The organism is Paraburkholderia sp. SSBN10T (assembly GCF_056619545.1).
The window spans coordinates 94,734-108,742 of the sequence record NZ_JBWQQI010000018.1 but is presented as its reverse complement, the minus strand read 5'-3'; the positions used below and the strand labels follow the sequence as shown (position 1 = coordinate 108,742).

12 protein-coding genes are annotated in these 14,009 nt (G+C 64.8%); 2 read left to right on the top strand and 10 right to left on the bottom strand.

Going from position 1 to position 14,009, the window contains the following annotated elements:
• Positions 1–41: 41 nt before the first annotated feature.
• From nagE to AC1ECK_RS25340, 5 genes are all read right to left on the bottom strand, one after another.
• The gene (nagE, locus tag AC1ECK_RS25360; protein ID WP_480323990.1) at positions 42–1,826 is read right to left on the bottom strand and encodes an N-acetylglucosamine-specific PTS transporter subunit IIBC; all 1,785 of its coding nucleotides are present in this window, start codon (positions 1,824–1,826) and stop codon (positions 42–44) included.
• An 84-nt stretch (positions 1,827–1,910) separates the two neighbouring features.
• Positions 1,911–4,496, bottom strand: a complete 2,586-nt coding sequence (gene ptsP / locus AC1ECK_RS25355) for a phosphoenolpyruvate--protein phosphotransferase (protein ID WP_480323988.1) — start codon at positions 4,494–4,496, stop codon at positions 1,911–1,913.
• 12 nt (positions 4,497–4,508) lie between these two features.
• The gene (locus AC1ECK_RS25350; RefSeq protein WP_480324142.1) at positions 4,509–5,516 is read right to left on the bottom strand and encodes an SIS domain-containing protein; all 1,008 of its coding nucleotides are present in this window, start codon (positions 5,514–5,516) and stop codon (positions 4,509–4,511) included.
• Positions 5,509–6,612, bottom strand: a complete 1,104-nt coding sequence (gene nagA, locus AC1ECK_RS25345; protein ID WP_480323986.1) for an N-acetylglucosamine-6-phosphate deacetylase — start codon at positions 6,610–6,612, stop codon at positions 5,509–5,511. The genes AC1ECK_RS25350 and nagA overlap by 8 nt, the downstream gene beginning before the upstream one ends.
• A 119-nt stretch (positions 6,613–6,731) precedes the next feature.
• Positions 6,732–7,466, bottom strand: coding sequence for a GntR family transcriptional regulator (locus AC1ECK_RS25340; protein ID WP_480323983.1), 735 nt, complete (start codon positions 7,464–7,466; stop codon positions 6,732–6,734).
• Between the two features lie 378 nt (positions 7,467–7,844).
• On the opposite strand from AC1ECK_RS25340, the gene AC1ECK_RS25335 reads away from it, so the two are divergent.
• The gene (locus tag AC1ECK_RS25335; protein WP_480323981.1) at positions 7,845–8,771 is read left to right on the top strand and encodes a bifunctional helix-turn-helix transcriptional regulator/GNAT family N-acetyltransferase; all 927 of its coding nucleotides are present in this window, start codon (positions 7,845–7,847) and stop codon (positions 8,769–8,771) included.
• 183 nt (positions 8,772–8,954) lie between these two features.
• On the opposite strand, the gene AC1ECK_RS25330 is transcribed toward AC1ECK_RS25335, so the two are convergent.
• Complete coding sequence (locus tag AC1ECK_RS25330) at positions 8,955–9,767, bottom strand: MetQ/NlpA family ABC transporter substrate-binding protein (RefSeq protein WP_480323979.1); 813 nt, start codon at positions 9,765–9,767, stop codon at positions 8,955–8,957.
• Positions 9,768–10,091: 324 nt separating this feature from the next.
• On the opposite strand from AC1ECK_RS25330, the gene AC1ECK_RS25325 reads away from it, so the two are divergent.
• Positions 10,092–10,382: a YciI family protein gene (locus AC1ECK_RS25325; protein ID WP_480323977.1), complete on the top strand. Its 291-nt coding sequence runs from the start codon at positions 10,092–10,094 to the stop codon at positions 10,380–10,382.
• Between the two features lie 100 nt (positions 10,383–10,482).
• Here AC1ECK_RS25325 and AC1ECK_RS25320 read toward each other — a convergent pair whose 3' ends face one another.
• From AC1ECK_RS25320 to AC1ECK_RS25305, 4 genes are all read right to left on the bottom strand, one after another.
• Complete coding sequence (locus AC1ECK_RS25320) at positions 10,483–11,100, bottom strand: SCO family protein (protein WP_480323976.1); 618 nt, start codon at positions 11,098–11,100, stop codon at positions 10,483–10,485.
• Between the two features lie 4 nt (positions 11,101–11,104).
• Entirely contained in the window at positions 11,105–12,010 is a 906-nt protein-coding gene (cyoE, locus tag AC1ECK_RS25315) for a heme o synthase (protein ID WP_480323974.1), read from the bottom strand.
• Between the two features lie 5 nt (positions 12,011–12,015).
• The gene (locus AC1ECK_RS25310; protein ID WP_480323972.1) at positions 12,016–13,125 is read right to left on the bottom strand and encodes a COX15/CtaA family protein; all 1,110 of its coding nucleotides are present in this window, start codon (positions 13,123–13,125) and stop codon (positions 12,016–12,018) included.
• Positions 13,126–13,323: 198 nt separating this feature from the next.
• Positions 13,324–13,986, bottom strand: coding sequence for an SCO family protein (locus AC1ECK_RS25305; protein WP_480323970.1), 663 nt, complete (start codon positions 13,984–13,986; stop codon positions 13,324–13,326).
• Positions 13,987–14,009: the final 23 nt, after the last annotated feature.

Below are 14,009 nucleotides of genomic sequence, written 5' to 3'. Positions count from 1 at the left end.
GCGACACGGAAACGGCCAAAGCCGCTCCCGTGTCACCTGCATCAGGCCGGTTGAGGCGCAGTTCCACCCGTTGCGTCCGCCGCCGGCAGACGCGCCGACAGCGCCTGTGCATAACGCACAGCCGCATCCCCGACGACAATATGGAACGTATCCGGCGAGATCCACGCGACGTCGAGTGAAGCGAGGCGCTGACGGTCCACCGCAGCCGGATCGCTCACCACCACGCGCAGACGCGTCGATGCAATCGCATCCAGCGCAACGATATTGGTCGCTCCACCGAACACCGCCAGCCAGCGTGCCGGATCGGGATCGAGCGGACCACCCTGCGCCGCGACGGCCGCCGAACCAGACGCAGCAGCCACGGGCGCTGCCGCCGCCACTGCCGGTTTGGTTGCGTCGCCACCGCCTTGCGCTATCACCGTACGGATTTCATCGGCGATGATGTCCGCTTCCGGTCCGATGATCACCTGCACGCTGCTCGCGCCGCGCTTCAACACGCCACGCGCGCCGATCGTCTTGAGGTCCGTTTCCGAGACCTTGCTGGGATCCACCACCGACAAACGCAGACGCGTCGTGCAGGCATCCACGATAGACAGATTGGCCGCACCGCCCAGTGCCGCGATGTAGCGCTCGGCACGCGGCACGGCTGCGGCTGCAGCCGGCGCCACGAAGCCGCCCTTCTCGAACGACTCCACCTGCTCTTCAGCGGCAGCGGGTTCGCGGCCCGGCGTCGCCATGTTGAACTTGCGGATGAAGAAGCGGAACAGGCCGTAGTACACCACCGCATAGATCGCGCCGATCGGCAGCGCCCACCAGCCCTTGGTCGACAGGCCGTAGTTCAGCACATAGTCGATCGCGCCCGCCGAGAAGGTAAAGCCGAGGTGAATCCCGAGCGCCGAACAGATCGCGAGCGACAGCCCGGTCAGCAGCGCGTGGATCACGTACAGCACCGGGGCGAGGAACATGAAGCTGAATTCGATCGGCTCGGTCACGCCCGTCAGGAACGAGGTGAGCGCCATCGAGAACAGCAGGCCGCCGACCATCGCACGGCGCTCCTTCGGCGCCTCGTGGAGCATCGCAAGGCAGGCTGCCGGCAGGCCGAACATCATGATCGGGAAGAAACCCGTCATGAAAGTGCCTGCGGTCGGGTCGCCCGCAAAGAAGCGATGCAGGTCGCCCGTCACCGCAGCGCCACCGCCCGGCGGCGTGAAGTTGCCGAACACGAACCACGTCAGCGAGTTCAGGATGTGGTGCAGCCCCGTCACCAGCAGCAAGCGGTTCAGTACGCCGAACACGAATGCGCCGATCGCGCCCGCGGTGGTCAGCCAGTGGCCGGCCAGATCGATCGCGGCTTGCACCGGTTGCCACACGTAGCCAAGCACAATGCCTATCACCAGACAGGTCACCCCCGTGACAATCGGCACGAAGCGCTTCCCTCCGAAGAAGGCGAGGTACTCGGGCAGCTTGATGTCCTTGTACCTGTTGTACAGCAGGCCCGCCACAATACCGGCCACGATCCCCGACAACACGCCCATGTTGAGCTTGTCGTTGATGTCTTTCATCACCGCGATTTCGATCAGATAACCGATCGCGCCCGCGAGCGCCGCCACGCCGTTGTTGTCCTTCGCGAAGCCGACCGCCACGCCGATTGCAAACAGCAGCGGCAGGTTGTCGAAAATCGCGCCACCGGCATCGGCGATCATCTTGATGTTGAACACATCAGGCTGGCCGAGCCGCAGCAAAAGCCCTGCGACCGGTAGCACCGCAATCGGCAGCATCAGCGCGCGGCCGAGTCGCTGCACCTTCAGAAACGGATTCCCATCCATTTACACCTCCAATCCTTCGTCTCGTCGTCGAGTCGTTGCTTTACGTGGTTGTTGAGCGAAATTCCGCCGTGGACCATGTGGGGTTCAGTCCAGCGGCCAGGTTTCGCGGCTCACTGCTCTTACCGCCTGCGCCGATTCGAGCGCCAGGACATCCTGGGCGCGTTGCCGGCACAGTTGATAATCGAGGTTGCGCACTCGCGCCTTGATGCCCGGCACCGACACCGGGTCCACCGACAGCTCGGTCACGCCGAGGCCGACGAGCAGCGGCACGGCGAGCGGATCGCCTGCCAGTGCGCCGCACACGCCGACCCATTTGCCATGCTTGCCGGCGCCCTCCACGGTGGCCGCGATCAGCCGCAGCACCGCCGGATGCAGGCCGTCGGCCTGGGCAGCGAGGTCGGCCTGGCAGCGGTCCATCGCCAGCGTGTATTGAGTCAGGTCGTTGGTGCCGATCGACAGGAAGTCCGCGTGTTGCGACAGTTGATCGGCCAGCAGCGCGGCCGACGGCACTTCGATCATCACGCCCACTTCGATCGGGTCGGTGCGGCCCTGCTCGCGCGCAAATTCGTCGATGCGCTTGCGTAGGCGGATCAGTTCGCCGGCGTCCGTCACCATCGGCAACAGGATGCGCACGGCGCCGAGCGGTTGCACCGCCAGCAGGCCACGCAACTGGTCGTCGAGCAGGTCCGGGCGCACTTGCGCAAGACGGATGCCGCGCAGGCCGAGCGCCGGGTTCGGTTCAGGCGGCAAGGTCAGATAGTCGACTTCCTTGTCCGCGCCGACATCGAGCGTGCGGATGATTGCGGTGCGGCCGGCGAGCGCGTCGACGATCGACTGATAGCTTTGCCGATGCTCGTCGGTGGTCGGCGCTGCCGCGCGGTGGATAAACAGCAGTTCGGTACGCAACAGCCCGACCGCATCAGCGCCGTTCTCGACCGCCGTCTTTGCATCGTCAAGCGTGGCGATGTTGGCGGCCACTTCGATGGCACGGCCGTCCGCGGTCGCGGCCGCCTGTTGCGAAGTGCGGCGGTTCGCTTCGCGCACGCCGGCAAGACGCGTCCGTTCGGTACGGGCGCGTTCGACATCGAGCGCAGTCGGTGCGAACTCGATTCGCCCCGCTGTCGCATCGACCACGACCTGGGTGCCTTCGGGAATCGCATGCAGCGCATCTCCCACGGCCACCAGCGCGGGAATACCGCTTTGCCGCGCGAGAATCGCAGCGTGCGAGGTGGCGCCGCCGCGTGCCATCACCAGTGCGGTGACGCGTGCGCGGTCGAGCGACGACAGATCGGACGGCGTGAACTCTTCCGCGACCAGCACCGCTTCATCCGGCAGCGTTCGCGCCGCGTTGTTCGAATAGCCGAGCGCACGCAGCACGCGTTTTTCGAGGTCGCGCAGATCCGCGGCCCGCTCGGCGAGCAGCGCGTCGTCGATTTTCGTCAGGACTGCAATCTGTGCGCGGATCGCTTCGCGCCAGGCGAAGCCAGCGCTCTTGCCGAGGCTGATCAGGTCGCGTGCGGCGTCGAGCAGCGTCGGATCTTCGAGCAAAACACGGTGCACCGCGAAAATCCCCGCCTCGCCATGCGCGCCGCGTTGCGAAGCGTCGCGCACTGTCGTATTCAGTTCCGCGTCGACCGCGGCGAGCGCCTTGTCGAGCAGGCGGCTTTCCGCAGCCGAGGTGCCGCTCGCGGTTTCGGGCGGATCGAGATCCGCGTCGTCCCAGCGCACCAGCTTGCCGACCGCGACGCCAGGCGCCGCGCACACGCCGGCGAGCGTGTTCGGCGCCAGCGGCGCACCACTGGCTGACGCCGCCGTTTGCGGCGCCGGCGAGCTTTGGCGGGCCGGCTTTTCTTCGACTTCGCCGTGCGCTTCGCGCTGCAATTCATGCGCGACCGCTTCGACCGCCGCCGCAGCTTGCGGACCGACGCCGAGAATTTCCACCGTCGCGCCTTCGCCCGCACCGAGGCCGAGCAAACCGACGACGCTTTCGATCGGCGCCTTGCGTCCTTCGTAGCGCACTTCGACGCGTGCATCGAGACCGCGTGCCGCTTCGCGAGCGCGTGCTGCCGGGCGCGCATGCAAGCCGCCGGCATGGGCCAGCGTCACGAGCTGACGCGCTTCCGCCGTCACGTTGGTGGCGTGGCGCGATGCTTCCGCCGCCGCCCCGGCGCGCGGCCGCAGCAAAAGCAGCGGGGTTTCGCCGGCCTTCAACATGCCACTCTCGGCGCGCTCGACAATCTCGAACGCATCCGAGTTGGCAATCGCGATCACCGAAACGAGGCTCGGCGCATTGCAGCCCACCAGGTCCTGATCGAACTCGATCAGCAGATCGCCCGCATGCACGTGAGCACCCTGCGCGACCTTCGGCGAAAAACCGCGGCCGTTCAGCTCGACCGTATCGATGCCGATATGCAGCAGGATCTCCACACCTTCGGCTGTCGCAAGCGTCACCGCATGACCGGTGCGCGCGAGGTGCGTGACCACCCCGTCGCACGGCGCGACGAGTTGGCCCACCAGCGGGTCCACGCCAATTCCATCACCGAACATGCCGCCCGAAAACACAGGGTCGGGCACGTTCGCGAGGGGCACGACCGGGCCGGTCATGGGCGCGAGCAAAACAATATGGCCTTGGGAAGGGCTCATCAAGCGGGACTCCTCGACACGTCGCATCTGATTTCTCGATCAGTGAGTTTCGGTGACTTTATTCAGATGGCGCGGCGCATCGGGGTTGCGTCCGCGTGCGGCGGCAAGACCCGCAGCCATCACGTAAAAGGAAAGAATCGCGGCGATCGGATCGAGCGCCGCATGTGCCGTCGTGACGAGCGGCAAGGTGGCTTCAGGCACGTCTTGCGGCGCGGCGAGCAGCACGCGTGCGCCGCGCGCCTGCATGTCGCGGGCAAGCTGGATCAGGCCGGCCTGCTCCGGGCCGCGCGGGGCGAACACGAGCAGCGGGTAGTCGCGATCGATCAGTTCCATTGGACCGTGACGCACTTCGGCGCTCGAAAACGCTTCGGCCTGGATGCCCGAGGTTTCCTTGAGCTTGAGCGCCGCTTCCTGCGCAATGGCGAGACCCAGGCCCCGGCCGATCACGATCATGCGCTCGACGCCGCGCAGTTCTTCGACCGCTTTGCTCCAGTCGAGCTTGCCCGCGCTTTGCAGGGCATCGGGCAAGCTGCGCAGCGCGCCGAGCAGCGCGTCGTCTTGCTGCCAGTGAGCCACCAGTTGCGCGGAAATCGACAGCATCGCGATATAGCTCTTGGTGGCCGCCACGCTCAATTCAGGACCGGCGACGAGCGGCAGATGCCATTCGCAGGCGTCGGCCAGCGGCGATTGCGGCGCGTTCACGGCCGCCACGGTCAGCGCGCCGGCTTCGCGCAACGCAACCATCGTGCCGACCAAATCCGGACTCTTGCCGGACTGCGAGAAAGCGAGAGCCAACTGATCGCGCACCTTCAGCGGCGCCTGCTGCAGTGTCGCCACGGACATCGGCAACGAAGCGACCGGCACGCCGATGCGGCTCATGGTAAGGCTTGCGAAATAACTCGCGGCATGATCCGAACTTCCGCGCGCCACCGTCAGGGCGACGTGCCGCGGCTGTTCCGCGAGTTTGGCCGCCAACACCTGAACGCGCGCGGTATCGGCAAGCTGCGCGGCGACCGTTTCGGCGGACGCCAGCGCTTCGTTAAGCATATTCGACAATTGATTCTCCTTCGACGTAAGTCGCGCTCAGCGCCAGTTCACGATCGAACACGACGATATCGGCCCAGGCACCGCGCGCGATGCGGCCGCGGTCTTCGATGCCGAGATAGTCGGCGGCGTAGCGCGACAGACGATTTGAAACATCGGCCATAGGCAGGCCGAGCGATACCAGGTTGCGCAGCGCCTGATCCATCGTCAGGGTACTGCCGGCGAGCGTGCCGTCTGCGAGACGCACACCGCCCAGACACTTGGTGACATGCTGGCTGCCGAGGCGGTATTCGCCATCGGGCATGCCGGTAGCCGAAGTGCTGTCGGTCACCACGTAGACGCGCGGAATCGCCCGCATCGCGGCGCGAATCGCGCCTGGGTGCACGTGCAGCAGGTCGGGGATGATCTCGGCGAACTCGGCGTGCGCGAGCGCCGCGCCGACCATGCCGGGATTGCGGTGATGCAGCGGCGACATCGCGTTGAACAGATGCGTGAAGCCGCATGCACCGTGCTTGAGCGCCGCGACCGCGTCGTCGTAGGTGCCGAGCGAATGGCCGAGTTGCACGCGTACGCCGCGTGCCGCGATTTCGGAGATGATGTCCATATGGCCGGAGATTTCCGGCGCAATCGTCACGACGCGAATCGGCGCGATGGACAGATACTTGAGCACCTCGTCGAGCACGGCGGACACCGCGGCGTCCGGCTGCGCGCCGAGCTTGCCCGGGTTGATATACGGGCCTTCGAGGTGAACACCGAGCACGCGCGAGCAGCCCGGCGTGCGCACCCGGGCCACGTCGCCGAGATTCGCGACCACGCTCATCAGCTCTTCGCGCGGCGCGGTCATGGTGGTGGCGAGCAGGCTCGTAGTGCCGAAGCGGGCATGCGTGCGCGTGATCGTCTCGATCGCGTCGCCCGCTTCCATCACGTCGGCGCCGCCGCCGCCGTGCACGTGCAGATCGATGAAGCCCGGCAGGATGTAGGGCGCGTCGTTGGTGGACGGGTCGACGCGCTCACCTGTGAGCGACGTGATGCGGCCGTTTTCGTATTCGAGCGTGCCGTAAATCCACCCATCGGTGGTGAGTATGTTTCCGGTCAGCATGAGTCTCTCTGATAATACGTAGTGCGATACGTTACTGATTCGTGCCCTTCAACGTGGCACGCGGGTCGCGCCGTTATTGCGCCGCGCTTCTCAAGCTGTATGTCACGGTGTTTGTCGCGTTATTGGCGCAGTTCGGCGACAAAGTCGTAGTAATCGTCCCGGCAGTAGGTGTCCGTCAATTCAATCGCCCGCTGGTCGGCGCTATAGCCGATACGCGTAATCACCAGCAGCGCCGAGCGCGGCTCGACGTCCATCAGCGAGGCAATCTCGCTCGTCGCGTTGACGGCCCGAAAGTGCTGCAGCGCGCGCACCACGGCCATGCCGCGCTGCTCCAGATAGCTGTAGAGCGACACGCCGATTGCCTGCGGGTCGGGCACGATCGCGGCCGGCAGCGCCGAATGCTCGACCGCCATCACGATGCCGTCGGCGCGCCGCAAGCGCCGCAGGCTCGTCACCGCCGCACCCGGCGACAGACCCAGGTGCACCAGCTCGTCGCGATTGGCGGCGCGGATGCCGCGCTCGAGCCACACCGAGTCGGGACGAAAGCCCCGCTGCTGCATCTTCTTGGTGAAGCCGGTGAGCCGCGACAGCGGATCTTCGACGCGCGGCGTGATGAAACTGCCCGCGCCTCGCGAGCGCCGGATCAGACCTTGCTCAACCAGCAACTCGATCGCCTTGCGCGCGGTGATACGCGACACGCCGATCGCATCCGACAGCGTGCGCTCCGACGGCAGCGCTTCGCCCGCCGACCACACGCCGCAGTGGATCGCCGTGGCCAGGTTGCGCGCGAGTTGCAGGTAGAGCGGCGTGACGTTGCGAGCGTCAGGCATCAATGCGGACCAGCGTGTTTCCATGGGCTCAGGTGGGTCGGGAGGAAGAGCATGGGCTGCGAAGTGAGAGCCCATTATATAACCACCATAATACCAGTCAATCGAGTTGTTCCATGCCCTGTCGATTGGCCACAAGTCATTGATGGAAAAGGAAATCCAGCATTCCAGGCAGCACTTTTGGTGCGTTTGAGGTGATCGGTATTTACCCGTATTCGAGAGAATTTCGAGCCCTGCAGCGAACCACTGGTTCGCTACCGCACGGAGGCGACCACCCTACGGGACTACTTTTGTAATACCAATATCTGTAAGCACGGATCCTGCGCAGCTTTTGCCGTTTTTATATAGGATGGCATCCGATAGGGTGCTGTGTGATACCCGCAAGAACCTCCGGGGAGCCGTACGTTGACCGATTCCGCAGCGCTGCGGCGCGCTGAGGCCGTCCGCCACTTCAACCGCTTTTACACGAAACACATCGGTGCGCTGCACGAGCGTCTGCAAAAGAGCCCGTTCTCGCTGACGGAAGTGCGCGTGCTGCACGAACTGGCACGCGGACGCACGCAGACCGCCACTGTCCTCGCGCGCAACCTGGGGCTCGACAGCGGCTATCTGAGCCGTCTGCTCACGAGCTTCGAGCGCCGCAACCTGATCACCCGCCGGCCGTCGGAGAGCGATGCGCGGCAGTCGCTGATCGCCCTCACCGATCAGGGTCACGCCGCCTACGAGCCGCTCGACACCGCCGCCATCGACGAAGTGCTGTCGATGCTGAGCCGGCTCGCGGTGAATTCGCAGGACACCTTGATAGGCGCAATGAAGCTCGTCGAACGGCTGCTCGACGATCAGTCGCGCCGCGGCATCATCACGCTGCGCGCGCCGCGCGCGGGCGAGTACGGCTGGCTGGTGCACCGGCAGGCGCTGCTGTTTGCGAGCGAACACGGCTGGGATCACACCTTCGAAGGCCTGCTCGCGAGGACCGTCGCCGACTTCACCGAGCATCACGATCCGGTGCGCGAGACCTGCTGGATCGCTGAACAGGACAACGCTATCGTCGGGTCGGCGCTGGTGGCGGGCGTGTCGGCCACGGTCGCGCGCATCAGGCTGCTGTATATCGAGCCTGACATGCGCCGGCTTGGCATCGGCACGCAACTGGTCGACGAGTGCATCCGCTTTGCCAGGCGTGCCGGCTACACCAAGATCACACTGACTACCGCGACAATGCTCGGCGAGTCGCGGCGGCTTTGCGAACGCGCCGGCTTTGTCTGCGCGAGCGTGGCGACGGAGGTGCGCTTCGGTCACGAGCTGACGGTGGAGCGCTGGGAGCGCAATCTGTAAAGCGTGAGGCGGCCCGTTGTATCGTCGGCGGTGGTTGGACACAAGGCTGCTGTGTTGAACCCGGGTTTGTCGCTGCGCTCGCCGCCCGCCGCATCTCGCACCTCGCACCTCGCACGAAAAAAAGCGCTATGGTTTCCCATAGCGCTTTTGCGGTTCAACCCGTCATCCGGGCGGCCGGCTCGCTTAGAACGACGGCACCACCGAACCCTTGAACTGCGTCTTGATGAACTGGCGCACGTCATCCGACTCGTATGCGGCAACCAGCTTCTTCACCCACGGCTTGTCCTTGTCCTGGATACGCACGGCGATCAGGTTCGCGTACGGGCTGTGAATATCCTCGAGCGCGATCGCGTCCTTCGTCGGCTGCAGACCACCGGCTAGCGCGAAGTTGGTGTTGATCGCAGCAGCGTCGACGTCGGACAACGAGCGCGGCAGTTGCGCGGCATCCAGTTCGAGCAGCTTCAGCTTCTTCGGATTGTCCGCGATGTCGAGCGGCGTCGCGCTGTTGCCGTTCACGCCGGCGCCGGCCTTCAGCTTGATAACGCCTTGCGCCTGCAGCAACAGCAGCGCGCGGTTCTCATTGGACGGATCGTTCGGCACAGCGACCTTTGCGCCTTGCGGCAGATCCTTCAGCGACTTGAACTTCTTCGAGTAGACGCCGAGCGGCGAAATGTAGGTGAGGCCGGCGCTCACGATCTTGTAGCCACGCTGCTTGATCTGGCTATCGAGGTACGGCTGGTGCTGGAAGCTGTTGGCGTCCAGATCGCCGGCGTCGAGTGCGGCGTTCGGCTGGACGTAATCGTTGAATTCGATGACCTTCACGTTCAGGCCTTCACGCTGCGCCACTTTCTGGGCCACGGCCCAGATTTGCGCGTCGGGACCACTGATCGTGCCGACCTTGATGACCTTGTCGTCGGCATGGGCGCCGAAGCTGGTGGCGAACGCGGCGGTGGCAACCACGGCGGAGAGGGCTTTCAGGATGTTTCTGCGCTGCATGTAATTCTCGCTATTTCTGATCGATGTCAGATTCGGGTGTAGAGCTGGCGAAGCGTTGTGCGCGTCGCCAACTGGACCGCAAATGGTCTCATACGCCCCGCGCAATGTGAAATATCGGGATCTCATATAGGTATGCCCCGGCGCGGTGCGAAGGGCGGCCCGGCAATGGACACGCGCTACACCGCGTAGGGTCCGTGATGAGACCTGCTGGGCCCGGTGAGTCCGCACAAATGCCCCGTTCGTGCAAGGGTTCAAGCATCGAACGATAATGGCCGGGCCGTGGCCGCTCACGAAGCGCGTCGCTCTTTCTAAACGAGGCTCCCCATGTACGTCATCAATCTCACCTATATCGTGCCGCTTGAGCAAGTCGACGAAGCGCTCGAAGCGCATCGTGCGTTCCTCAATGAACAATTCGCAGCCGGCGTGTTTGTGGCCGCGGGCCCGAAAGTGCCACGCGATGGCGGAGTCATTCTCGCGGTCAACCTCGAGCGCGAGCAGCTCGACGCGCTGCTCGCCACCGATCCGTTCGCACAACAGAAAGTGGCGCGTTACGAGGTGACGGAATTCAAGGCGACGCGGCTCGCGCCGGGACTGAACCTGCCGGTTCCGGCGTGAGTCTTCGTCGGCGAGCGGAAAACGGGAAAGCGGGGGAAATTGCTTAAGCGGAAGGACAGCGGGACATCACGCGCCTGCCCAGCAAGCGCGTGAGCGAAACTTAACCAAGCAGCAGCTTGATATCGTGCACCCAAGGCGCGGCGCCCTGGCCATCGCGAGCGAAGAGTCGCAGCTTGCCGTCGGGATCGAAGACAAAGCTGGCCGCCGTGTGGTCCATCGTGTAGCTATCGGGCGTCTTGCCCGGCACCTTGGCGTAGTACACGCGGAAGTCCTTCGTCACCTTGGTGAGCTGCGCCTGATCGGCCGGGCGCAAGCCGACAAACGAAGGATTGAAGGCCGGCACGTACTGCGCCAGCAGCGCTGCCGTGTCGCGCTCCGGGTCGACCGTGACGAACAGCACCTGAACCCGCCTGGCATCTGTCGGACCCAATTGTTCGAGTGCTTGCGACAGTTCGGCCATCGTGGTCGGACAGACGTCGGGGCAATGCGTGTAGCCAAAGAACAGCACCACCACCTTGCCCTTGTAGTCCGCGAGCGTGCGGATCTTGCCGCTGGCGTCCGGCAACGAGAAGTCCGAGCCGAACTGCGTATTGCCGGTGATGTCGACGTTCTGGAACGAGGGAGCAGGTTTGCCGCAGCCTGAGGCCAATACCGCGCCGCCGAGCGCACAGGCCATCAAGGCGGCGCGCGCCACGCGCGCTAGCCGGTGTGTGAGCATGGAGTTACGCGCCAATCAGAACACGTGCATAGTGATCGATCAGCAGCGCGGCGAACAGCAGCGACAGGTAAATGATCGAGTAACGGAACAACTGACGCGCGAGCGTATCGGAGTACTCCCGATAAATCTTCCACGCATAGGCGAGGAACACGGCACCGAGCAGCACCGCCGCCACCAGATAAACGATGCCGCTCATGCCCGAGATGAAGGGCATCAGTGCGACCGCGAACAGGATCACCGAGTACAGGAAAATATGCAGCCGCGTGTACTGCTCGCCGTGGGTGTTCGGCAGCATCGGCAGGCCGGCGTTTTCGTAGTCCTTACGGCGGTACAGTGCGAGCGCCCAGAAATGCGGCGGCGTCCACACGAAGATGATCAGCACCAGAATCCACGCGTCGCCCGGCACGTGGCCGGTGACCGCAGCCCAGCCGAGCGCCGGCGGCATGGCCCCCGAGGCGCCGCCGATCACGATGTTCTGCGGCGTAGCCGGCTTGAGCAGCAGCGTGTAGATGACCGCGTAGCCGACGAAGGTGGCGAGCGTGAGCCACATGGTCAGCGGGTTGGCGAACGTGTAGAGCGTCCACATGCCGAGACCGCCGAGCACGGCGGAGAACAGCAGGATCTGCGCGGTCGTGATCTCGCCGCGGGCGGACGGCCGCCACGAGGTGCGGCGCATCTTCGCGTCGATCTTCTGTTCGACGAGGCAGTTGATGGCGAACGCCGCACCGGCCAGCAGCCAGATACCGATGGTGCCGCCGATCAGCACGGTCCACGGCACCATGCCGGGCGTGGAGAGAAACATACCGATCACTGCGCAGAACACGGCAAGCTGCGTGACGCGCGGCTTGGTCAGCGCGATGTACTGGGAGATCCGGCTACCGGGGGTTTGGGAAAGAGTTGTGCTGTCCATGAGGGTCACGCTGGCGCGGCGTCGCGCGCAGGTAAGGCGGCGCGGCCGGGACGGCTATAAGCGATTCGAAAGTTTAGCATAACGAGCAGCAGCAGCAGGATTGCGGCGCCGCCGTTATGGGCGACTGCAATGGGCAACGGCCATTGCAGGACAATGTTGGACAAACCGGTGACGAACTGGATCAGCACCACCAGCAACACGCCGTCAGCCGGCCGCCGCAGCGATTCGAAGCGGCGCACCTTCAGCGCAAACCAGAGCAGATAGGCAATCACGACAATCGCGAAGGTCCGATGGGTCCAGTGGATCGCCACGAGCGCATCCTGGGTAATCATCTCGCCGTCGCCGGTCATGCCGAGCGCACGCCACAGGTGGAAACCGTGCGCGAAGTCCATCGGCGGAATCCATTGGCCGTTGCAGGTCGGGAAGTCCGTGCAGGCGAGTACCGCGTAATTGGTGCTGACCCAGCCGCCCAGCGCGATCTGCACGACCAGCAGCGCGAGACCCGCGAGCGCCGCCGTGCGCCAGTGGGCGGCCTCGGGTTCGTACGCGGGCAGCGGTGTCTGGCGCGCCGCCAGCCAGCCGAGCGTGCCGAGCAGCGCGAGGCCCAGCAGCAGATGCGTCGTGACGATCACCGGTTGCAGCTTGAGCGTGACGGTCCACGCGCCGAATGCGCCTTGCACGAGAATCAACAGCAGCAGCGAAGTCGGCCACCACGGCGAGACGTGCAGCGGACGCCGCTTGATGCGCGCGACCCACGCAATCACCGTCTGCGCGACGATCAGCACGCCGATCGCCATGGCGAAGTAGCGGTGGATCATTTCGATCCACGCCTTGGTCATGCTGACGGGACCGGTGGGCAGCGCCTGGTGAGCCGCGGCAATCGCCGCGTGGGCGATAAACGGCGAGGCCGTGCCATAGCAACCGGGCCAGTCAGGACAACCGAGCCCGGAGTCGGTCAGGCGCGTGAAGCCGCCGAACATCACCAGGTCCAGCGTCATGAAAGTGGTGACCCAGACCAGCTTGCGGAATTTATTGTCGTCGGCCCTGACCCATACGTAGGACAGCGGCAGCAACGCAATGCACAAGCCGATCAGGCCCAGTTGCAATACGAACATCTCTCTACCTTCTCTCAAGGAAACGCCGGGCCGCCCCAAGTTTTCCGCCCCGAAGGAAGTCCCCGAGGGGGATTGCCCCCCTCGGGGGGCCTGGCGCGTAAGCGGCAGGTCTGGGGGCGCTCAAATTAAACGCAGCGGCCAATAGTGCTACAGACGGTTCAGTCCGCGGTACACCCTGGCGTGCGATAAAACGCCGCATCAGCCGATGCTCGACCACTTCAGCAGCTTGGTTAAGTCGCCCTTGATCTTGCTCGGGTTCGGATCTTTCGGAAAACGCATCATCAGGTTGCCGTTCGGATCGACCACGAAGATGTGATCGGTGAGCGTCGTACCCGCATCGACGGGCAGCCACGCCGCCAAAGCGGCCGGATCGGCGATCAGCTTGCGCGTGTCCGGATAGGCGTTCTGGATCACGTCGGCCACGTTCCCGGCGTCGGTGCGCAGCCAGACCTCGACGACCCGCTCGCGCTCCGGGCCCTGCGTCGCCCGCACCTGGCGCATGAAATACAGCTTGGTTACGCAAGCCTTGTCGCAAGCGCTGCTGTCTACCGAAACCATCAGCCATTTCCCGCGCAGCGACGCGAGCTTCAGCGGCTTGCCGTCTTCACCGGTCACCACGAGCGCGTCGGGAATCGGCCGCTGCGGCTCGACGAGCGTGCCGTAACTGGTCGTGCCGCCGGCCGGCTTGATCACGTAATAGGTGAAATACGAGCCGACCACGGGAGCCGCGCATACCAGCGCGATCAGCAGCATCATCCAGCGGCCGCGTCGCCACGACCCTTTGCTGCGGGGCTGGCCGGACCTGGCCACAGGGCTGGCGGATTGGCCGGCTTGCGGCGTGCGGGGAGATTGCGTCGACACTACAGAACCTCTTTCAATGATTG